This is a genomic window from Micromonospora sp. NPDC047527 (assembly GCF_040643015.1).
Taxonomy (GTDB): domain Bacteria; phylum Actinomycetota; class Actinomycetes; order Mycobacteriales; family Micromonosporaceae; genus Micromonospora.
The window spans coordinates 1419371-1439895 of record NZ_JBEYTK010000001.1; the positions used below are offsets into that span (position 1 = coordinate 1419371).

The following is a 20525-nucleotide window of genomic DNA, read 5'->3' on the forward strand; positions in this document are numbered from 1 at the left end:
ACGAACAGAGGGGGTGCCCGTGCGGGATACGACCGTGTCACCGGTGGTGGAGGCGTGGGCCACGTACCGGACCAGTTCGGCGGCGGACTGGCCGGCGCGCCGCCTGCTGCGCGCCAAGGGGGCGAGCCGGGTCAGTGTGGTGCTGCCGGCGCGCAACGAGGAGGCCACGGTCGGAGCGATCGTCTCGACCATCCGCGAGCACCTGATGGACCGGGTCGCCCTGGTCGACGAACTGATCGTGGTGGATTCGCGGTCGACCGACCGCACCGCGCAGGTGGCTCGGGCCGCCGGCGCGGAGGTCGTCAGTCAGGACGCGATGACCCGAGGGCTGCCCCGGCTCACCGGCAAGGGTGACGCGCTCTGGGCAGGGCTCGCCGCCGCCGAGGGGGACGTGGTGGCATTCGTCGACGCCGACCTGCGGGAGTTCCGGCCGCACTTCGTGAGCGGACTGCTCGGCCCGCTGCTCACCGACCCGTCGGTCGACTTCGTCAAGGGCTTCTACCACCGGCCGCTGGTGGGCACCGCGAGCATCGAGCCCGACGGCGGTGGCCGGGTGACCGAGCTGATGGCCCGCCCGCTGCTCAACCTCTTCTGGCCCGAGCTGGCCGGCTTCGTGCAGCCGCTCGCCGGCGAGTACGCGGGCCGCCGCGAGGTGCTGGCCCAGGTGCCCTTCGTCTCCGGGTACGGGGTGGAGACGGCCATGCTGATCGACCTGCTGGACATGGTCGGCCTGGACGCGTTGGCGCAGGTCGACCTGGGCGAGCGCAAGCACCGCCACCAGGACACGGCGGCCCTCGGCCGGATGTCCGCCCAGATCATGCTGACCGCCTGGTCCCGGTTGCAGCGGCGCGGCTGGGCGGCGCCCGGCACGTCGCCGGAGGCCCTGCTGACCCAGTTCCGGCGCGGCGGATCGGACACGCTGCCGAACCTCGACCGGGAGATCGTGGTCAGCGACGTGTCCATCGAGGAGCGTCCGCCGCTGGCCGAGCTGCGCCACCGGGTGCCCCGCCGACGGGTGGCCGCCGCGTGAGCGCCACCGCGCGTCGTTCACGCGTCGCCATACCGAAGGGCGGAAACCGATGAGCCTCACCGTGCTGATGAACGCCGGCCCGTGGCTGTCGGTGCCCCCACCGGGCTACGGCGGCATCGAGAACGTGATCGCCACGCTGGTGCCCGAGCTGCGACGACTCGGCGTACGGGTGGTGCTCGCCTCGGTGCGGACCAGCACCCTGCCGGTGGACGAGCAGGTGTCGGTCTTCGACGACGGGCAGTTCGCGGCGCTGCAACGGCCGTACAACCAGGTCTGCGGGATCGCCCAGGCGCACCTGGCGGGGGTGGTCCGGGAGCTGCACTCCCGCGACGACATCGACCTGGTGCACGACCACGTGGAGGCGGTCGGGCTGGCCACGCTCGCCGCGATGGGGCCGTCCGGGCCGCCGACCCTGCACACCCTGCACTGGGACCTGGCCAAGCACCCCGACCTCTACGGGAGCCTGGATGGCGGTGACCGGCTCCGGGTCAACGGCGTCTCCGCCTCCCAGCTGGCCCGTGCCCCCCGGGCGCTGCGCGAGCACTCGGTGGGTCACGTGCACCTGTCCACCCCGCTCGCCGTGGACGCCGACCGCCGGCCCCGCCCCGTCAAGGGCGAGCACCTGCTCATCCTGGGCCGGATCAACCCGGGCAAGGGGCAGGACGTGGGCGCCCGGCTCGCGCAGCGGGTCGGCCTTCCGCTGGTGCTGGCGGGGCCGGTCGGCCCGTACCATCGCCCGGCCGACCTGGCCGCGGCCGGCGACGAGGCCCGGCAGAACCCGGACGTGCGGTTCTTCCTCGACGAGGTGGCGCCCCACGTCGACGGCGACCTGGTCCGCTGGGTCGGCACGGTGGCCGGTCAGGAGCGCGACGACCTGCTCGCCAGCGCCCGCGCCTCGCTGTTCCCGCTGCGCTGGGAGGAGCCGGGCGGCACGGCCGTGGTCGAGTCGCTCGCCCTGGGTACGCCGGTGGTGGCGACCTCCCGGGGCTGCCTGCCGGAGCTGATCGAGCACGGCCGCACCGGGCTGCTCACCGCCGACGAGGAGGAGCTGGGTGACCTCGTCCTGGCCGCCGAACTGCTCGACCCGGACGAGTGCCGCCGGGTGGCCGCGCAGCGGTTCACGCCGACGGTGATGGCCCAGCGCTACGTCGAGCTGTACCAGCGGGTCCGCGAGCTGGCCAGCGCGCCGCGGTTGCAGCCCGTCTGAGCACCTCGCACCCGGCGCGTTTGCCGTGCGCGCCACCGGGTAGCCGGCAGCGCTCACGCCCGCCGCGCAGCGAGGAGCCGGTGATGGTCGGACCGATGGCGCACTCCCGGGCCCGGGCCAACCCGGCCGACGGCAAACCGCCGGTACGCCGCGCGGCCGGCACCGTGGCGGTGCTGTTCCTGCTGATCGCCGTGCTCGGTTTCGTCCCGGGGATCACCAGCGGCACCGCCGACCTGCGGTTCGCCGGGCACGGCTCGGACGCGTACCTGTTCGGCGTCTTCCAGGTGTCGGTACTGCACAACCTGGTGCACCTGCTGTTCGGGCTGGCCGGCCTGACCCTGGCCCGCACGATCATCGGCGCGCGGGCGTTCCTCGTCGGCGGCGGCGCCGTCTACCTGGTGCTCTGGCTGTACGGGCTGGCGGTGGACCACGACACCGGCGCGAACGTGCTGCCGGTGAACGACGCCGACGACTGGCTGCACCTGGGTCTCGGCGTCGGCATGCTCGCACTGGGTGTGCTGGCCGGTCGCGCCCGGCGATGACCCCGGGCGAGCTGCCCGGCCGATGTCGCCGTCCTCTGGTCGCGTACCCGTCGGCGCGGTTTGGTCCGGCTCGACGTCGGGTAGTTCGCAGATCCCGACACACCAGCCGAAGCGAGGGCCCCATGTCCGACCGGATCACCTGCGAGGTGCGCGAGGCGGCACCGGTGGCGGTGGTCCGGCTCAGCGGCGCGCTGGATCTCGGCACCATGCGTACGGTGCACCAGGCGCTGGACGGCGCCCTGGCCGCCCAGCCGGACGCGCTGGTGATCGACCTCACCGACGTCGCCGTACGGGACAGGCTGGCGCTGTCGGTCTTCGCGGCGACGGCCCGGCGGGCCGAGGAGTGGCCGGCCGTGCCGGTGGTGCTCTGTGCCCCGCCACCGGTCGCCGCCCGCTGGCTGGCGGAGTCGACGACGTGCCGGGTGGTGCCGGTGTCCACGGACTGCGAGGAGGCCACCCGGTTCGCCGGCGCTGCCACGTCGTTGCGGGTCCGGGCCCGGTTCGAGCCGGTGGCCGAGGCCTGCCGACGGGCGAGGGAACTGGTCGTTGACGCGTGCGCGCGGTGGAACCTGCCCGACGCGGCCGGCCCCGCCGCCCTCGTGCTCAGCGAACTGGTCGGCAACGTCGTGCGGCACGCCGGCACGCCCATGCAGGTGACGGTGACCCTGCGCCGGCCGTACCTGCACCTGGCCGTGGTGGACGGCAGCGAGGCTCCCGCCCAGCCCGCCGGGGTCGACCTGCGGGCCGAGGGTGGTCGCGGGCTGATGCTGGTCCGGGAGCTGGCGCAGCGGTGGGGCAGCGTGCCGGCCGGGCAGGGCAAGGCCGTCTGGGCGATGCTGCCCGCGACCTGAGGGTTCGGGGCACTTCCCACCGGTACCAGCGATCTGACCGAAATTACCGCTCTCGCCTGGTTACATGGTGCGAGGGTCGGGTAGGTACGCCCGTCCCTTCTGCCGTCACGACGGGGTGAGAAAGCCATGCCCAAGCGGGTAACCACGGAACCCGGTCGCGATCGGGGTCCGGCGATCCTGGCACCGGCCCGCTTCGGGGGCTTCCCCGGAGCGGTGCGCGCACCGGTCCCCGGCAACTCCCTGATCAGGTTCCTCGCCACCACCGACCACAAGCAGATCGGCCTGCTGTACCTGCTGACCTCCTTCGGGTTCTTCCTGGTGGCCGGGCTGGAGGCGATGCTGATCCGGGCCGAGCTGGCCCGCCCGGGGATGCAGATCCTCTCCTCCGAGCAGTACAACCAGCTCTTCACCTCGCACGGTGCGGTGATGCTGCTGCTGTTCGCCACTCCGGCGGCCTTCGGGTTCGCCAACTACATCGTGCCGATCCAGATCGGCGCGCCCGATGTGTCGTTCCCCCGGCTCAACGCGCTGGCCTACTGGCTGTACCTGTTCGGCGGGCTGATGGTGATCGGCGGCTTCCTCACGCCGCAGGGCACGGCGGACTTCGGCTGGACGGCGTACACCCCACTCAGCGACGCCTCGAACAGCCCCGGCGTGGGCGCGAACATGTGGGTCCTCGGCCTGGTCGTCTCCGGCCTGGGCACCATCCTCGGCGCGGTCAACCTGATCACCACGATCCTTACCCTGCGCGCACCCGGGATGACGATGTTCCGGATGCCGATCTTCACCTGGAACATGCTGTTCACCAGCCTGCTGGTGATCCTGGTCTTCCCCCTGCTGGCCGCCGCGCTGCTGGCGCTCTCGGCCGACCGGCTGCTCAACGCGCACGTCTACGACGCGGCCACCGGCGGCCCGATGCTCTGGCAACACCTGTTCTGGTTCTTCGGCCATCCCGAGGTCTACATCATCGCGCTGCCGTTCTTCGGCATCATCACCGAGATCATCCCGGTGTTCTCGCGCAAGCCGATCTTCGGCTACACCGGGCTGGTGCTGGCGACCGCCGCGATCACCGTGCTGTCCATGACGGTGTGGGCGCACCACATGTTCGCCACCGGCCAGGTGCTGCTGCCGTTCTTCAGCATCCTCAGCTATCTGATCGCGGTGCCCACCGGCGTGAAGTTCTTCAACTGGATCGGCACCATGTGGAAGGGCCAGCTCACCTTCGAGACACCGATGCTGTTCGCCGTCGGCTTCCTGGTCACGTTCCTGCTCGGCGGGCTCACCGGGGTGCTGCTGGCCAGTCCGCCGGCCGACTGGCACACCCACGACAGCTACTTCGTGGTGGCGCACTTCCACTACGTGCTCTTCGGCACCGTGGTCTTCGCGCTGTTCGGCGGCTACTACTTCTGGTGGCCGAAGATGACCGGGCGGCTGCTCGACGATCGACTCGGCAAGGCGCACTTCTGGACCATGTTCATCGGCTTCCACGGCACCTTCCTGGTGCAGCACTGGCTGGGCAACGAGGGGATGCCCCGCCGCTACGCCGACTACCTGCCCACCGACGGCTTCACCACGCTCAACACGATCTCCAGCATCTTCGCCTTCATCCTCGGCCTGTCCACCCTGTTCTTCATCTACAACGCGTGGAAGTCCTGGCGCTACGGGGCGATCGTGACGGTGGACGACCCGTGGGGGTTCGGCAACTCCCTGGAGTGGGCCACCACCTGCCCGCCGCCGCTGCGCAACTTCGACCGGATGCCCCGGATCCGCTCCGAGCGTCCGGCGTTCGACCTGAAGTACGGCCCACTCGTCGCCGACCTGGGCCGCGACCTGCCCCAGCGCACCACCAAGCCGCCGCAGGACTTCGCCGACGAGTTGCGCATGGAGCACCACGTCCCGGAGTCGCCCGCCGCCGAAGGCGCGCACGGTGCCACCGACGCAGCCGAGTACCAGCCCGCGCCGGAGTCCGGTGCCCGGCCGGTGGATGTGCCGGAGCCCGAGGACGTCCGCCGCCCGAGCTTCGAGCAGAGCGACGCGCCGCAGGACGCCGACGAGGCGCCGAAGCCGCACGAGCGGTGGCGGCACCCGCACAGCGACGGCAAGACCGACGAACGCTGACCATCGGGAGTACGCGTCAGAGGGCCGACACCACCTGCGGTGTCGGCCCTCAACGTGTGCGTACGCGCTGCCGGTCAGTCCCGGACGGGCACCCCGCCGCCTGCCGGTCAGTCCCGGGCGGGCGCCATACCGGCGGCCAGTCAGTCCCGGACGGGCGCCATGCCGGCGGCGGTGAGCGAGCGGCGTACCGCCGGCTGCACCCGGGTCAGTCGCAGCGGCACACCGGTGCGCTCCGCCGCGTCCCGACCGGCCATCAGCGCGGCGATCCCGCCGGCGTCGAACCCACCCGCGCCGACCAGGTCGACGACGACCTCGCTCGGCTGGCCGGTGACCGCCTCCAGCATCGCCCGGCGCAGCTTGTCGGCGCCGTCCCGGTCGACCTCGCCGCCGACCTCGACGACCACCCGGTCGCCGTTCTGCTTCACCGAGATGCGGGTCTTGCCCGGGTCCGGCTCGGCGGCGCCGTTCTGCCACGGCGGCGGGGAGTCGGCGAGCATCGCCTGCCGAAGCCAGGTCAACGCCCGCGACAGCAGCCGGGAGACGTGCATCTGCGAGATGCCGAACCGGGCGGCGATCTCAGCCTGGGTCTGGTTGCCGTAGAAGCGCATCGCCAGGATGCGGCGCTCCCGCCAGGGCAGCCGGTGCAGCAGACCACTGACGGTCACCCGGTCGTCGACCGATTCCAGCGCGTTGTCCGACTCGCCGACCAGGTCACCGAACTCCGCGGAGCTCTCCCCGCCCACCGGCGCGTTGAGCGACGCCGGGCTGTAGCCGGCCGCGGACTCCAGCGCGGCGAGGATCTCCGCCTCCGGCGTCTCCAACCGGGCCGACAGTTCGGCCACCGACGGCGCCCGGGACAGTTCACTGGTCAGGGCGGCGGTGGCCTGCCCCACCTCCAGGATCAGGTCGCGCAACCGGCGGGGCACGTGCACGCCCCAGGTGCGGTCCCGGAAGTGCCGTTTGATCTCGCCGACGATGGTGATCGCCGCGTACGCGGTGAACGAGCCCCGTTCCGGGTCATACCGGTCGACGGCGTTGACCAGCCCCAGGCGGGCCACCTGCTCCAGGTCCTCCAGCGGCTCTCCCCGTCCCCGGTAGCGGCGGGCCAGCCGACCGGCGAACGGCAGCGCGAAGCGGACCAGGTCGTCCCGTGCCTCCTGCCGCCGCTCCGGCGGCAGCCCCTCGATCCGGGCCGCGTACGCCAGTGCCGCCGCGTCGAGATCCTCCAGACCACGCTCGGTGGGTGGTGGTGTGGTCGTGGTCGTGCTCGTCTGTCCGAACATCCGCGCCTCCCTCAGGAAGGTCCCCCGCCCGGATCGGGAAACCGGTCGTGCGCGTGGTCGAGCCACGCACCGGGCCGGAAAGTGGGTCAGTGACTGGGATGCCAGCGGGCGACAACGCCTCTGCACAGCGCAATCAGGCCGTCGCAGTCAGCGATGTTCCCGCTCCGTAGGTACTCAATCACGGGACCCCGGGTTCGCGAGGAAGTTTCGGCGTGCTCGCCTCAGGAGACGAGTAACCCCTGGTGACCCCCGCTGTCGCGGAGCACGGCGAGGGCCTCAGCGGCCCCCAGCGGGGGCGGAACGGGCAGGTCGTACGGCTGGGCGCGCAGGACCTCGGTCGCCCGGCGGGTGGGCACCGAGGTCACCGGGTACCCCCGGGCGGAGGTCCGGTCCAGCGCACGACGCCGCCGGCCGAAGCCGGCCACCGCCAGCCACTGCGGCAGCCCGGCCAGGGCGGGCGAGCGGACCCCGGGCGGCTCGGGCAGCACGTCCACCGAGCTGAACGCCTCGCTGCCGGCCAACCACCACTCGGCCTCGTCGACGGCGCGCCGGGTGGCGTTCTCGCACCAGTACGGCACCAGCCCCGCCCGCACCACCTGCCACGGATCGAGCAACCGGCCGCACTCCACCACCAGCCGGTCACCGGTCTTGCCGGCGCCGCGCAGCCACCGCCGGTACAGGTCGGCCACCGCCGCGCTGAGCGCTGCTGGCCGTGGCACCAGCACCCGGTGCAGCGGGTGCTGGCGGCGGGCGGCCCAGTCCCGGGCGGCCAGCTCGAAGCCCGAGTCCATGCCGTGCTCGGCGTCGCCGGACGGTACGGACACCTGCGGCGGCTCCCACCGGGCGGCATCGCCGCCCGCGGAGCGCAACACCTGCCGCAGGGCGTGACTGTCCGGGTGGAAGTCCACCGGGTCCAGGCCGCTGGCCGGGCAACCGACCTGGAAGCTGTGGCCGGGGCCGCGCTCCAGCACCGGCCAGCTCCGCGCGTCGCGCACCAGCAGCACCGGGGCTCCCGCGCTCAACCGGTCCGTCAGGAACTGCGCGTACGCCGCCGGCAGCGCCCGCCACCGTGCCGCCAGCGACACCGACACCCCGGTCAGCGACCCCCGGCTGGCTGGGCAGTGCACCTGGCGCAGGTGCAGGTCCGGGTTGCCGGCGACCAGCCGGGCGGCGAGCGCACCGCCGTGCTCCAGGGCCTCCCCCGGGCGGTCCACGGCGCCGTCGTTCCACTGCGCGGTCATCTCGAAGCCGGCTGGCAACCACGGCACACCGAGGGCCACCGCGAGGTGCGCCGCCGCGCCGTGTGGCGCGCCGATGAGCACCCCGGGGTACTGCCGCCGGGGGTACTGGTCGACGAACCAGCGCGCCACCCGCCCCCCGTCGACCTCGTCGACCTGGCCGGCGGTGAGCACGACCCGCCCGGCGGCCCGGTTGACCGCCGCGCGGCGTACCGGCTCGGGGGCGCCGGGGAATCGCGACATCGGCCCGGTGTGCCCGAGGTCGGCGCAGTCCACGCCGCGCAGCGCCCGGGCGGTGGCGGCGACCAGCACCCGGGCGGCGCTGCCCAGGGCCACGATCCGGTCGCCGGCCAGACCGGCGCCATCAGCCGTGAGCCCCTTGCGCACCTTGTGCACCGGCTCCACCTTGCCTCGTTCGCTCACCACGCAGCCCGGCTTCCCGTCCCGATGGGGTTCAAACGGCACATCCCTCACCCGGCGGCACCAATCCGCAGGTCGCCGGGGTGCGCCACTCATCTGCGGCGTTCGGCGACGATCACCCCTGCCCGGCGGGAGCGGGCCGGCGGGGTCCATCGGGCCCGAGGCGTCCGGTGGACGGCCGCACGGGTTTCGGCGCGGCCGGGGCGGGCACTTCCGGGCCCATGGGCACCGACGACGCCAACGAACCACCAGCCGCCACGATCACCCCGTACCAGGATGGACCGCTGCTGGTCCGCGGCGACTTCGCCCTGGTCACCCCGGACGGCGAGCGGATCGACGCGCGCCGGGGCACGGTGGCGCTGTGCCGGTGCGGCAATTCGGCGCTCAAGCCGTTCTGCGACGGCACCCACAAGATGATCAACTTCCGGGCGGGCACCGACCGGGAACACTGACCGTCCAACCGGCTCACCGTGGTGATCCACTCCAGATCACCGATATGGCGGTATCCGGCCCGGCAGGACCCCCCGACATCGCCGACCTTGCGTTGACCATGCCGGGCCCGAGTGCCGATCAAGCCCTCTCGCCGCCGACCACCGGGGCAACCTGCGCGTCCTTTGCTCTGCTTACACCCACGCAACACTCTCGCCCCCGCCCTGGTGCGTGGGTGTAAGCAGAGCAAAGGACGTTAAGGGGTGCGGCCGGCGACCCGCGACACGCCGTGCGCGACGCGAGCGGTGGGCACGATTCGACCTGTCAGGCGGCGGCGGGCTCGGCGGGCAGTGCCAGCGGGGCGACGTCCGCCGCGGCCAGCGGGATGGACGTCGGCGCGTCCGGCGCGGCCGGCGCGGTGGATGCCGGCGCGGCCAAAGCGCCCGGCGTCGGCGCGGCCAGCCCGCCGAGCGTCGGCGCGGCCAGCCCGCCGAGCGTCGGCGCGGCCAGCCCGCCGAGCGTCGGCGCGGCCAGCGCGGCGGGCGTCGGCGCGGGTGAGCGCAGCGAACTGCGGCCGGCGGCCCAACTGTCCAGCAGGTGCGCCGCGAACAGCCGGTCCACGGCGAGCGCCGCCGCAGCGCCGAAGAGCACATCGGGGGCCAGCGCCGGTTCGACCCGGACCAGACCGCCGCACAGGTCGTGCGCGGCGATCTGCTCGTGCACCGCGTCGGCCTCCACGTGTTCGTCGTAGAAGCGGGTGGCCACCTCGTCCAGGCCGAGGCGGCGCAGCCCGTTGCCGTACCGGCGGTTCGGCAGCGACGACGTCATCTCGAAAGCCGCCAGGTGCCCGAGCAGCGCGCCGCGCAGCCGTCGGTGCAGCCCGAACAGCGACATCAGGTTGTTCGTCGCCAGGGTCACGGCGGGCACCGCGTCCAGGTGCGCGCCGTAGCCGGTGTCCATGCCCAACCGGTCGAGGGTGCGCCGGAACAGCTCGGCGTGCATCCGGTCCAGCCGGCCGTTGCCGTACTCGTCGGTCTGGATCTCAACGAGTGCGGCCTTGGCCGGCCCGCCCAGGCGGGGCAGCGCCCAACTGTGCGGGTCCGCCTCGCGCAGGTGGTACACGGAGCGGTGGGCGGCGAACTCGCGGAACTGGGCCAGATCGGCGCGCCGCTGGAGGGTACGGGCCAACGGTGGTCCGTCGTCGGCCTCGACGATCTCGGCGAGCCCGGAGGCCACCCCGTCGGGCGGCACCGGCGGGGAACCGGCCAGCCGCCGCAGCGCCGCCTCGAAGGGACGCTCGGCCCGGGCCCGCAGAGCCAGCAGAGTCGGCTGCCACTCCCAGCCCTCGTCCACCCCACGCCAGCCCCGGTAATGCAGCTCGTAGCAGAGGAACAGGGTCAGTTGCAGGTCCTCGTCGGTCAGCGCGTCGACCGGGTCGAGGTCGTCACCGAGGCCGGGCGGCAGGTCGTGCGGCGGGCGCCGCAGCGCGGTGGTCACCGCGACGGAGAGCGGACCGCGCGGCTGCGGCAGGGGCGCGGGACCGTAGCGGCGGTCGACGGGCTCCGACATGGGGGCCTCCAACATCATCAGGACCGCTACTGATGCCCTGCCGGGGTGCGCCTAAACGACATCCTGCACGGCCACGGCCTGCTCCACCTGCTCCCGGATCCGCCGGGCCGGCTCCCCCTCGGCGTACAGGCCACGCAGGTCGGCGAAGGCCGGCTCCGGCGGAGCCAGCGACACGGTGGCGTCGACCACCGCCTCCAGCACGCAGGGGCGGTCCGCGGCCAGCGCCTCGTCCCAGGCCGCACCGACCAACTCCGGCCGGTCCACCCGGACACCGTGCAACCCCAACAACCGGGCCCAGCCGGCGTACGGCACGTCGGGGCGGCGGTCGGTCGGGTCGGGTGCCACCGGCCGACCGCCGCCCATGCCGGACTGGTCACGGTTGTTGAGCACCAGCACCACGAGCCGTGGGTCGGCCCACTTCTGCCAGTGGTGCGACACCGTGATCAGCTCGGCGAGGCCGTTGAGCTGCATGGCACCGTCGCCGACCAGCGCGATCACCGGCTGGTCCGGCGCGGCGAGTTTGGCGGCCACCGCGTACGGCAGGGCGCAGCCCATCGAGCCGAGCGTGCCACAGAGCTGCGCGTTCACCCCGGGCGGCAGGACGAGGTGCCGGGCGTACCAGAAGAGAACCGAGCCGACGTCGACCGCGACCGAACCGTCCTGCGGGAGCCGGGCAGACAGCTCCTGGAGCACCAACTGCGGGTTGATCGGTTCGGCGGGCGCGGCGGCCCGGTCGGCCGCGTCGGCCCGCCAGCGGTCGACCGCGCCCTCCACCGTCGCCCGCCACTGCTGGTTGGGCCGGGCCCGCACCCGGGCCAGCAACGCCCGCAACGTCTCGGCGGCGTCGCCGACCAGCGGCACGTCCGCCGGGTACCGGCTGCCGATCCGGGTGCCGTCGATGTCGATCTGCACCGCGCGGACCTGGTCGGGCATCGGGAAGTAGTCGGTCCACGGGTCGTTCGTCCCGACCAGCAGCAGCGTGTCGCAGCCACCCATCAGCTCCGCCGCGGCCGGGGTGCCGACCTCACCGAGCACCCCGGTGTGGAAGGGCAGCCGCTCGTCGAGGACCGGCTTTCCCAGCAGCGACGTGGCCACCCCGGCGCCCAGCCGGTCGGCCAGCTCGATGATCTCCTCGGCCGCACCCCGGCCGCCCTGACCCACCAGAATGGCGGTGCGCTGACCGTTGCCGAGCAGCTGCGCGGCGGCGTCGAGGTCCACCTCGTGCGGCAGCACCCGGGCCAGTGGCTCACCCGGCGTGGCGGTGATCACCCCTGCCGCGTGCGACTGCAGGTGGGGCACCACGGCCTCCTGCAGATGCCGGGGCAGCACCACACAGGTCGGGCTGCGGGTCGCCGCCGCCGTGCGGAACGCCTGGTCCAGCAGGGCCGCCACCGATTCCGGAGAGCGACCATACTGGACGAACTGGTTGCACACGTCACCGAAGAGCCGACTCAACCCGATCTGCTGGTGGGCGCCGCCCAGCGGTCCGGTGATGTCCTCGCCGACGATCGCCACGACCGGCTTGCTGTCCAGTTTGGCGTCGTAGAGGCCGTTGAGCAGCTGCACCGCGCTCGGCCCCTGGGTGGCCAGGCAGACCCCGATGCCGCCGGTGAACTTGGCGTGCCCGGTCGCCATGAACGAGGCCGTCTCCTCGTGTCGCGCCGGAATGAACGCCGGGTCGCCCCGAGCGCCGTCCAGCGCGTCGAGCAGCGGGGCGATCGCCGCACCGGGGTAGCCGAAGACACGCGGCACCCGCCAGGCGCGAAGGCGCTCCACCACGAGGTCGGCGACCCGACGCTCAGCCATTGCCACGCCCCGGCGTGCTCGCGTCGACGTAGCGCAACACCGCGCCGACACCGTCGGTGAGGTCGGGCGCCTCGTCCGGGCCGAGCACGGTCAGCGCCGCGTCGGTGCCGACCAGTGCCCGCACCAGCGCCGCGTCGGCGCGTACCCGTTGCGGGTCGTCCACCGACATGGCGGCGAGCTGGCCCGGGTCGACGGCGATCTCGGTCGGCTCCTGGCCGATCCACAGCTCACCGTTGGCCGACGGGTCGTCCACGATCAGCATCATGTCGACCTGGTTGCGTTGCAGCGCCGAGACGACCGCGTCGAGGCCAGCGCCCACATCCTCCTGGACGCCGAACTTGTCCAGCGCGGCGGTGATCCGCTGGTCGGCGACCTCCGCGATGGTCTGCACCGTGAGGTCGTCCAGCAGGGTCTGGTCCGCCCCGCCGGCCCGCGAGCCCGCGTCGGTACGCACCATGAGGTCCTGCCAGCGCTCGGGCATCTGGGCGGCGATCATCCCGGTTGCCCGGATGTCACCGGCGACGACCACCACCTCCGCGCCGACCTTCTCGGCGAGTTCCACGGTCGCCGCCGTGACGTCGCCCGCGTTGTGGTGCCACGCCTCCATGGCGGCCCGCTGGTAGTGCGACTGGGACCAACCACCCGGGTGCACCCGACGCAGCGGGAAGGAATCCCGCCCGGCGATCTGTGCCCGCCGGGGTACCCCGCCGGCGCTGATCGCGATCGCGTCCGCGCCGGTACGGTCGGCCAGCACCCGTACCCAGGCCACCTGTTCGCCCCGCTGGGCGAGCAGTGGCATCACGTGCGGCAACGGCCCGAAACTGGCCAGGTCGCGCAGCGGTGGCGCGGAGAGGTACTCGGAGAGCACCACCCGACCGTGGCTGGCGAAGACCGCCAGGCCGTAGTCCCCGGCCAGCGGGTCGTGACCCCGGATCACCCGGTCCAACGCGGCGATGCTCGCCTCGTCCGCCCCCTGTTCGGCCAGGCGGCTCTGCAGGGCACGCCAGCGCAGGTCCAGCGCCGGGTGGGCGTCCTCCGTGTCCGCGGAGGCGTCCAGGTACACCGAGCACCACGGCCCGGGTCGGTCGTAGAGCGGGCGCAGGAAGGACAGCTGCATGCTCGACCCCTTTCCAGCTCGACCCCCCGCTTACCCGGGTCGCCCGGGATGTCACCTCGCAGCCGTGAGCCCGTGACCAGGTTTCATTCACGTCGTTCAACCGAGGATGTCGATACGATCAGTGAACACACGCGGACTCTCGGTGGTGGAAATGGACAGCGGCCTCGATACCCGTCGGATCGTGCACCCAACGGAGCGAATCGTCACCGGGCGGTTGGTCCGCCTCCTCGACGGCTACACCCGTGAGGTACGCATCGGTCAACCGGTGCTGGTCGCGGTGCTCACGGCGGCGGCGTTCGCCCGGCTTCCCGCCCTGCTGCTGCGCTCGCTCTTCTCCTTCGGCGGTGGCGGCACCCGTCGCCGCTGGAAGCAGCTGAAGCAGGGCCCGGAATACCTGGTCACCCCGGTACGGCTACGCAACACCGCGGGCCAGCTCTGCGAGGTGGAGCTGCACGGGCACCTGCCGCAGAGCGCCCTGCACCCGGCCGACCAGGTCCAGCTCACCCTGCGCCCGCAACGCGACCCCGAGCTGCCACCCCGCATCGAGCGGATCGTGAACCTCACCACCGGGCAGTTGCTCACCCCACGTACCGCGACGCTCTGGTCGCACCTGGGCCCGCCGCTGCTGTTGCAGGCCGTGGTGGGCACGCTGCTGCTCGCCGGCGTGGTGGCCTGCTCCGCCCTGACCTGACCGACCAACCCCGACGGTTTCCGGAGAGGGCGCGGCGGGCACCGACGTCGGCATGTTTCCCGGATTCACCCTCGACGAGATCGACGTCGGCCCGGTACGCCTGCGGGTGCGCCACGGCGGCTCCGGCTCGCCCGTGGTGCTGTTGCACGGGCACCCCCGTACCCATGCGACCTGGCACCGGGTGGCACCACTGCTCGCCGAGCGGCACACGGTGATCTGCCCGGACCTGCGGGGCTACGGCGGTTCGACGAAGCCGGCCAAGACCTCCGACCACGCCGCGTACTCCAAGAGGGCGATGGCCCGCGACGTGGTCGCGCTGCTCGACGCGCTCGGCCACGAGCGCGCCGCCGTGGTCGGCCACGACCGCGGCTCGTACGCGGCCATGCGCACCGCCCTGGACCACCCGGACCGGGTCAGTCGCCTCGGCGTGCTGGACGGGGTGCCGATCGGCGAAGCTCTGCGCACCTGCGATGCCCGGTTCGCCGCCCGCTGGTGGCACTGGTTCTTCCTCGCCCAGACCGACAAGCCGGCGGAACGGGTGATTAACGCCGACCCGGACGCCTGGTACGGGGGTTCCCCCGCCGAGATGGGCGAGGAGGCGTACGCGGACTATCACCGGGCGATCCACGACCCGGCGACCGTGCACGCGATGTGCGAGGACTACCGGGCGGGCCTCGGGCCGGACCGCGCCGCCGACGACGCGGACCGGGCCGCCGGACGAAGGATCGGCTGCCCCGTGCTGTTCGTGTGGTCCGAGCGCGACGACATGGTGGAGTTGCACGGCGACCCGGCGGCGATCTGGCGGGAGTGGGCCGACGACGTGCGGGTCGCGTCGGTCGACTCGGGCCACCACATGGCCGAGGAGGCGCCGGAGGCCCTCGCCGCCCTGCTCGTCGACTTCCTGACGGACTGAGCGGCCGGCGGGTCGGCCCGGCTCAGCCGACCGGGGCGGGCTCGCGGGTCGGCCGGCTGGCGGTGTCGAGCATGCCCCGGCGGCGTGCCCACCGCTCGAAGATCAGGGTGGCGAACGGCGGCACCGCGCAGGCCAACGCGACGACGGTGGACAGCAGGCTCCAGCGGTGCAGGCGGGCCACGACGAGCACCAGCAGCCCGTACGCGACGAACAGGCCGCCATGCAGCGGGCCGAAGATCTTGACGCCCAGCTCGTTGTCCGGCGGACCGTACTTGACGGCCATCCCGATCAGCAGAGCCAACCAGGAACACGCCTCGGCGATCGCCGCCGCGACGAACAACCGGGTCACCTTTTCGCGCATCCCCACGCCACCACCTCTCGGGCGGCAATGCTAGCGGTGCGGGTTGGTCACTCCCTCACGGACCACGCGGACGCGACAGGGATCACCCGGCCCGCCACTGGGTACGAAAGGTGTGTCGGGTCTTCCCCCGCCCGCCGTAGCCGTGCGAGGTTAGGGGAACCAGCGGTGACAGGGTGGTGACCATGGGCGAAGATGTCGGCGTACGGACCTTCAGTCGTGAGGACCGGGCCCGCTATCGCGAAAAGGTCCGCAACTGCCTGGACGTGTTCGCCGAGATGCTGCGCGAGTCGCGGTTCGACATCGACCGGCCGATGACCGGGCTGGAGATCGAGCTGAACCTCGTCGACCAGGATTCGAACCCGGCGATGCGCAACGCCGACGTGCTGGCGGCCATCGCCGACCCGCACTTCCAGACGGAGCTGGGCCAGTTCAACATCGAGATCAACGTGCCGCCGCGCCGGCTCACCGGCACCGGCACCGCCGATTTCGAGGAGCACGTGCGGGCCAGCCTCAACGCCGCGGAGGAGAAGGCGCGGGCGATCGGCGCGCACATGGTCATGATCGGCATTCTGCCGACGTTGCGGCCCGAGCACCTGACCGCCGAGACGCTCTCGGCCAACCCCCGCTACAAGCTGCTCAACGAGCAGATCTTCGCCGCCCGGGGCGAGGACCTGCCGATCGCCATCAGCGGGGTGGAGCGGCTGGCGGTCACCGCCGACACGATCACCCCGGAGGCGGCCTGCACCAGCACCCAGTTCCACCTCCAGGTCAGCCCGGCGCAGTTCGCCGACTACTGGAACGCCGCGCAGGCCGTCGCCGGCATCCAGGTGGCGCTCGGCGCGAACGCGCCGCTGCTCTTCGGCCGGGAGCTGTGGCGCGAGACCCGCATCCCCCTGTTCCAGCAGGCCACCGACACCCGGCCGGAAGAGATCAAAGCCCAGGGGGTACGACCCCGAGTCTGGTTCGGCGAACGTTGGATCACCAACGTGTTCGACCTGTTCGAGGAGAACGTGCGCTACTTCCCGGCGCTGCTGCCGGTCTGCGACCCACAGGACCCGGCGCAGACCCTCGCTGCCGGCGAGGTGCCCAACCTCGCCGAGCTGCGGCTGCACAACGGCACGGTCTACCGGTGGAACCGCCCGGTGTACGACGTGTCGCGCGGCCGACCGCACCTGCGGGTGGAAAACCGGGTCCTGCCCGCCGGGCCGACCGTCCTCGACACCATCGCCAACGGCGCCTTCTACTTCGGGCTGGTCCGAGCCCTGGCCGAATCGGACCGGCCGCTGTGGTCACAGATGTCGTTCAGCGCCGCCGAGGAGAACTTCACCAGCTGCGCCCGGTACGGCATCGACGCGCAGGTCTTCTGGCCGGGTCTGGGCTACCTTCCGGTCACCGAGCTGGTGCTGCGCCGACTGCTGCCGATGGCGCACCACGGCCTGGACCGCTGGGGGCTCGACCCGGTCGAGCGCGACCGACTGCTGGGCATCATCGAGCAGCGCTGCCTGACCGGTCGCAACGGAGCGAGCTGGCAGGTGGAGACACTGCACCGGCTGGAGTCCGCCGACCACCTGGACCGACCCGAGGCGCTGCGCGAGGTGGTCCGGCACTACGTGACGCTGATGCACAGCAACCGCCCGGTCCACGAGTGGCCGATCCCCTAACCCGGCATCACTCCCCCGACAGCCCCAGGCGAGCCCGGCCCAGCACGCGCAAGCCCGGCGCAGCACGCGCAAGCCCGGCGCAGCACGCGCAAGCCCGGCGCAGCACGCGCAAGCCCGGCGCAGCACGCGCGAGCCCGGCGCAGCACGCGCGAGGGTCGCGCAGGCCCGGGCGAGGGTCGCGCAGGCCCGGGCGAGGGTCGCGCAGGCCCGGGCGACGCGCGGCCCGGGCAACGCGCGGCACAGACGACGCGCGGCACGGACGACGCACGGCACGCTGCGCCGGCGCGGGCGAGGCGCGGCGGGTGTGGGCTGCTCGGCCCCTTTGGAGCTGAATCGTTTGCGTCATCAGCACCCGGCGGCGGGCACACGTGGATGCGAGCAGCGGATGGGCGCCGCAACCTCCACTGCGCGGCTCCCGGCGGCGCTGGCCAGACCGGACCCCGGCCGGAGCGGACCCCGGCCGGAGCGGACCCCGGCCGAGGCGGGCGCTGGATGGTCTGTGCGACCACGGAACGACAGTCAGACAGCCGGGCTGAATCGCTGACGACATCAGCTCCAAAGGCAGCGCACCACACCTCCCCACCCCGCAGACCCGCCGACCCAGACGGCCCGCCACACCTCCCTACGCGGCAAACCCGCGGGCTCCAGCAAGCGCACCAGCCCTGCCCCCGCGACTGCCCGCCCGCCGGCTCCAGCCAACGCGCCACCCCTGCCCACGCGACTGACCCGACCGTCCGCGAACCCAGCACGGGCGACCCGCCGCCCGCCAGCTGAGATCCACACGGGATCGGCGATATCGCGGTGTCCCATCGACCCGGATACCGCGATGTCGCCGACATGGAGTCGATCATCGCTGGCGTCCCGACAGGCGGGAAGAATTGTCCGGATGCTGGGGGGCTGCACGCACTCAGACCTTGAGCAGCACCTTCGTACAGTCGTCCTGCTTCTTCTGGAAGATCTTGTAGCCCTTCGGGGCATCGCGCAGCGGCATCCGGTGGCTGACGACGAAACTCGGGTCGATCTCGCCGCGCCGGATGCGCTCCAGCAGGGGCCGGGTGTAGCGCTGGACGTGACACTGGCCCGTACGCATGGTCAGCGACCGGTTCATGAACGCGCCCATCGGGAACTTGTCGACGACGCCCCCGTACGCGCCGATGACCGACACCACCCCGCCGGAGCGGCAGGCGAGGATCGCCTCGCGCAGCGCGAACGGCCGTTCCGTCTCGGTCCGGGTGGCCTGCTTCGCCCGGTCGTACGCGTAGATGGCGGCGTTTCCGTGGTGGCCCTCCAGGCCGACGGCGTCGATGCACGCGTCGGGCCCTCGACCGGCGGTCATCTCGTTGAGGGTGTCCAGCACGTCGGCGTTCTCGTAGTTGATCGTCTCGGCGCCGGCGTGCTGCTCGGCGAGCCGCAGCCGGTACGGGAGCCGGTCGATGACGATCACCTGTTCGGCGCCGAGCAGCCGGGCGCTGGCCGCCGCGAGCAGCCCGACCGGCCCCGCGCCCCAGACCGCGATGACCTGCCCGGGTTTGATGTCGCACATCTCGGCGCCCATGTAGCCGGTCGGGAACACGTCGGCGAGCATGACCGCCTGGTCGTCGGGGACCTCGTCGGGCACCTTGAGTGGGCCGACGTCGGCGAACGGCACGCGGGCGTACTCGGCCTGGCCTCCCGCGTACCCGCCGAGTAGGTGGGAGTAGCCGAAGATGCCGGCCGGCGAGTGGCCCATGACCTTTTCGGCGACGCCGGCGTTGGGGTTGGAGTTCTCGCAGACCGAGTAGAGGCCGCGCTGGCAGGAGGAGCAGTGGCCGCAGGCGATCGGGAAGGGCACCACCACCCGGTCGCCGGGGACGAGGTTGCGAACCTGCGGACCGACCTCGACGACCTCGCCCATGAACTCGTGGCCGAGGATGTCGCCCTTGCGCATCGCGGGTATGTAGCCGTGGTAGAGGTGCAGGTCGGAGCCGCAGATCGCGGTGGTGCTGATCTTCACGATCGCGTCCCGCGCGTTCATGATCTTCGGTTCGGGTACGTCGACGACCTTGACGCGGTCGGTGCCCATCCAGGCGGTGGCCTTCATGCGGAGTCCTCTGTGGTGGGTCGCGATCAGCGGCGGGTGTCGGGCAGCGGTTGGGCCGGGCGCTGCATGACCTGCTGGCGCACGGAGATGCCGTTGGGGCTGCCATCGGAGCGGACCACCTCGCCCGCCTCCAGCATCTGCTTGAACCGGCGCAGGTCGTCGCGGACCTGCTGCTCGGGTTCCTCGCCGAAGAGCTTGGCCACGGCGCGGCCGAGCGATCCGGCGGGCGGCGCGTAGCCGAGCTGGACGCGTACCTCGGTGCCCCGGTCGCCCGGCGCGGGCAGGAAGCGGACGCGACCGGCGTTGGGCACTCGGGCGCCGGGCAGCGACCGCCAGGCGATGGACCGGTTCGGCTGGTCGTCGACGATCTCGGCGTCCCACTCGATGTGCCGGCCGGCGGGGCCGCGGGCGATCCAGTGCGAGCGGCGCAGGTCGTCGGCGCGCACCGACTCCAGGTGCGCCATGAACCGGGGCAGATTCTCCAGATCCCGCCAGAACCGGTACGCCTCGGCGGGCGAGCGGTTGACGGTGACGCCGAGACTGATCCGGATCATGCGGTCGCGGGCTCGGCGGGCGCGGGTCGCGGCGATGGCGACGGCCAGGTCGACGGCGGTGATGCCGGCGATCACGGCGGTGGTCAGCGCGAGCCGTCGGCGGCGCTCACCGCGCCGGTCTGCCAGTGCCCGACCGAGCAGCGTCAGGTCCATGGCGTCGCCGGCCACCCGGGTCCACACCCAGCCGCCGGGGTGACGGCCGGCGAGCAGGGCGGCGCCGTGCGACAGTTCCCGCGCGCCGACGCCCCGGACGACCGCCACCGCCGTTGGGGAGTCGTCGACCCCGATGAGCCGGGCCACCGGCGCGGGCTCGACCAGCGCGCCGACGCCGAGCGCGAGGCTCAGCCCGCCCAGCGCCCGCGGCAGCGCCTTACCCGGCTCCGCCCTCTCCAGTTCCGGCAGGCGCACCCCGTCGACACGGTCCATGTCCGGTCCCTTCCGCTCGGCGGACCGCCGTCGTCGCGGCGGCTCGGGCGGTGGATCCGCCACCGTGACGCTATGCCGTAGTCCCGCCTCCGGTGTCCGTTTCTGCCCAGAACGTCTCTCGGCCCTGGCGCGGAGACGCTCTGGGCACAAACGCGGCGCACGCCTCTCGACATCACCTTGGCGACACGATCCGCACCGATCGTGTTCGGGGCGCTACGGTCGGGCTGCC

Annotated in this window: 17 protein-coding genes; 9 read left to right on the forward strand and 8 right to left on the reverse strand. The window is 72.8% G+C overall.

Translation table 11 applies throughout. The annotated features are described in order from the left end of the window. Window positions 1-46 precede the first annotated feature (46 nt). The 5 genes from ABZ808_RS06270 to ctaD all read left to right on the forward strand — a co-directional run bounded on the left by ABZ808_RS06270 (window position 47) and on the right by ctaD (window position 5748). Entirely contained in the window at window positions 47-1030 is a 984-nt protein-coding gene (locus ABZ808_RS06270) for a glucosyl-3-phosphoglycerate synthase (RefSeq protein WP_357002790.1), read from the forward strand. A 49-nt stretch (window positions 1031-1079) separates the two neighbouring features. Further along, entirely contained in the window at window positions 1080-2237 is a 1158-nt protein-coding gene (locus ABZ808_RS06275; RefSeq protein ID WP_357001638.1) for a glycosyltransferase, read from the forward strand. 95 nt (window positions 2238-2332) lie between these two features. Beyond that, window positions 2333-2779, forward strand: a complete 447-nt coding sequence (locus tag ABZ808_RS06280; RefSeq protein WP_357002792.1) for a DUF4383 domain-containing protein — start codon at window positions 2333-2335, stop codon at window positions 2777-2779. A gap of 122 nt (window positions 2780-2901) precedes the next feature. Continuing rightward, window positions 2902-3630 (forward strand): ATP-binding protein, encoded by a 729-nt coding sequence (locus ABZ808_RS06285; RefSeq protein ID WP_357001641.1) that lies wholly within the window; start codon window positions 2902-2904, stop codon window positions 3628-3630. Between the two features lie 126 nt (window positions 3631-3756). Beyond that, entirely contained in the window at window positions 3757-5748 is a 1992-nt protein-coding gene (ctaD, locus tag ABZ808_RS06290; RefSeq protein ID WP_357001644.1) for a cytochrome c oxidase subunit I, read from the forward strand. 140 nt (window positions 5749-5888) lie between these two features. Here ctaD and ABZ808_RS06295 read toward each other — a convergent pair whose 3' ends face one another. Both ABZ808_RS06295 and ABZ808_RS06300 read right to left on the reverse strand, forming a co-directional pair. Continuing rightward, entirely contained in the window at window positions 5889-7031 is a 1143-nt protein-coding gene (locus ABZ808_RS06295; protein ID WP_357001646.1) for a SigB/SigF/SigG family RNA polymerase sigma factor, read from the reverse strand. A gap of 221 nt (window positions 7032-7252) precedes the next feature. Next, the gene (locus ABZ808_RS06300; protein ID WP_357002794.1) at window positions 7253-8656 is read right to left on the reverse strand and encodes a hypothetical protein; all 1404 of its coding nucleotides are present in this window, start codon (window positions 8654-8656) and stop codon (window positions 7253-7255) included. Between the two features lie 254 nt (window positions 8657-8910). On the opposite strand from ABZ808_RS06300, the gene ABZ808_RS06305 reads away from it, so the two are divergent. Continuing rightward, window positions 8911-9141 carry a CDGSH iron-sulfur domain-containing protein gene (locus ABZ808_RS06305; protein ID WP_357001649.1) on the forward strand — a complete coding sequence of 77 codons (231 nt, stop codon included), beginning with the start codon at window positions 8911-8913 and terminating at the stop codon, window positions 9139-9141. A 301-nt stretch (window positions 9142-9442) separates the two neighbouring features. Here ABZ808_RS06305 and ABZ808_RS06310 read toward each other — a convergent pair whose 3' ends face one another. The 3 genes from ABZ808_RS06310 to ABZ808_RS06320 are packed head-to-tail and all read right to left on the reverse strand — an operon-like array spanning window position 9443 to window position 13610. Beyond that, window positions 9443-10687 carry an iron-containing redox enzyme family protein gene (locus ABZ808_RS06310; RefSeq protein WP_357001652.1) on the reverse strand — a complete coding sequence of 415 codons (1245 nt, stop codon included), beginning with the start codon at window positions 10685-10687 and terminating at the stop codon, window positions 9443-9445. 51 nt (window positions 10688-10738) lie between these two features. Beyond that, entirely contained in the window at window positions 10739-12493 is a 1755-nt protein-coding gene (locus tag ABZ808_RS06315) for a thiamine pyrophosphate-binding protein (protein WP_357001655.1), read from the reverse strand. Further along, window positions 12486-13610: a Vms1/Ankzf1 family peptidyl-tRNA hydrolase gene (locus tag ABZ808_RS06320; RefSeq protein WP_357001658.1), complete on the reverse strand. Its 1125-nt coding sequence runs from the start codon at window positions 13608-13610 to the stop codon at window positions 12486-12488. The genes ABZ808_RS06315 and ABZ808_RS06320 overlap by 8 nt, the downstream gene beginning before the upstream one ends. Before the next feature lie 142 nt (window positions 13611-13752). Here ABZ808_RS06320 and ABZ808_RS06325 point away from each other — a divergent pair, with 142 nt between their 5' ends. Further along, complete coding sequence (locus ABZ808_RS06325; RefSeq protein ID WP_357002796.1) at window positions 13753-14301, forward strand: hypothetical protein; 549 nt, start codon at window positions 13753-13755, stop codon at window positions 14299-14301. A gap of 52 nt (window positions 14302-14353) precedes the next feature. After that, the gene (locus ABZ808_RS06330; protein ID WP_357001660.1) at window positions 14354-15214 is read left to right on the forward strand and encodes an alpha/beta hydrolase; all 861 of its coding nucleotides are present in this window, start codon (window positions 14354-14356) and stop codon (window positions 15212-15214) included. Window positions 15215-15236: 22 nt separating this feature from the next. Here ABZ808_RS06330 and ABZ808_RS06335 read toward each other — a convergent pair whose 3' ends face one another. Beyond that, complete coding sequence (locus ABZ808_RS06335) at window positions 15237-15575, reverse strand: DUF3817 domain-containing protein (protein WP_357002798.1); 339 nt, start codon at window positions 15573-15575, stop codon at window positions 15237-15239. 182 nt (window positions 15576-15757) lie between these two features. On the opposite strand from ABZ808_RS06335, the gene ABZ808_RS06340 reads away from it, so the two are divergent. Next, window positions 15758-17236, forward strand: a complete 1479-nt coding sequence (locus ABZ808_RS06340; RefSeq protein WP_357001662.1) for a glutamate--cysteine ligase — start codon at window positions 15758-15760, stop codon at window positions 17234-17236. 907 nt (window positions 17237-18143) lie between these two features. Here ABZ808_RS06340 and ABZ808_RS06345 read toward each other — a convergent pair. Together ABZ808_RS06345 and ABZ808_RS06350 are read right to left on the reverse strand one after the other, a co-directional pair. Further along, window positions 18144-19316: a zinc-dependent alcohol dehydrogenase gene (locus ABZ808_RS06345; RefSeq protein ID WP_357001665.1), complete on the reverse strand. Its 1173-nt coding sequence runs from the start codon at window positions 19314-19316 to the stop codon at window positions 18144-18146. Between the two features lie 26 nt (window positions 19317-19342). Beyond that, complete coding sequence (locus tag ABZ808_RS06350) at window positions 19343-20296, reverse strand: SRPBCC family protein (RefSeq protein ID WP_357001668.1); 954 nt, start codon at window positions 20294-20296, stop codon at window positions 19343-19345. Window positions 20297-20525: the final 229 nt, after the last annotated feature.

Bases quoted from the DNA above. Each gene is read 5' to 3' on its own strand.
- ABZ808_RS06275 (WP_357001638.1), top strand. From the start codon at position 1,080: ATGAGCCTCACCGTGCTGATGAACGCCGGCCCGTGGCTGTCGGTGCCC.
- ABZ808_RS06280 (WP_357002792.1), top strand. From the start codon at position 2,333: ATGGCGCACTCCCGGGCCCGGGCCAACCCGGCCGACGGCAAACCGCCG.
- ABZ808_RS06285 (WP_357001641.1), top strand. From the start codon at position 2,902: ATGTCCGACCGGATCACCTGCGAGGTGCGCGAGGCGGCACCGGTGGCG.
- ctaD (WP_357001644.1), top strand. From the start codon at position 3,757: ATGCCCAAGCGGGTAACCACGGAACCCGGTCGCGATCGGGGTCCGGCG.
- ABZ808_RS06295 (WP_357001646.1), bottom strand. From the start codon at position 7,031: ATGTTCGGACAGACGAGCACGACCACGACCACACCACCACCCACCGAG.
- ABZ808_RS06305 (WP_357001649.1), top strand. From the start codon at position 8,911: ATGGGCACCGACGACGCCAACGAACCACCAGCCGCCACGATCACCCCG.
- ABZ808_RS06310 (WP_357001652.1), bottom strand. From the start codon at position 10,687: ATGTCGGAGCCCGTCGACCGCCGCTACGGTCCCGCGCCCCTGCCGCAG.
- ABZ808_RS06315 (WP_357001655.1), bottom strand. From the start codon at position 12,493: ATGGCTGAGCGTCGGGTCGCCGACCTCGTGGTGGAGCGCCTTCGCGCC.
- ABZ808_RS06320 (WP_357001658.1), bottom strand. From the start codon at position 13,610: ATGCAGCTGTCCTTCCTGCGCCCGCTCTACGACCGACCCGGGCCGTGG.
- ABZ808_RS06330 (WP_357001660.1), top strand. From the start codon at position 14,354: ATGTTTCCCGGATTCACCCTCGACGAGATCGACGTCGGCCCGGTACGC.
- ABZ808_RS06335 (WP_357002798.1), bottom strand. From the start codon at position 15,575: ATGCGCGAAAAGGTGACCCGGTTGTTCGTCGCGGCGGCGATCGCCGAG.
- ABZ808_RS06340 (WP_357001662.1), top strand. From the start codon at position 15,758: ATGGGCGAAGATGTCGGCGTACGGACCTTCAGTCGTGAGGACCGGGCC.
- ABZ808_RS06345 (WP_357001665.1), bottom strand. From the start codon at position 19,316: ATGAAGGCCACCGCCTGGATGGGCACCGACCGCGTCAAGGTCGTCGAC.
- ABZ808_RS06350 (WP_357001668.1), bottom strand. From the start codon at position 20,296: ATGGACCGTGTCGACGGGGTGCGCCTGCCGGAACTGGAGAGGGCGGAG.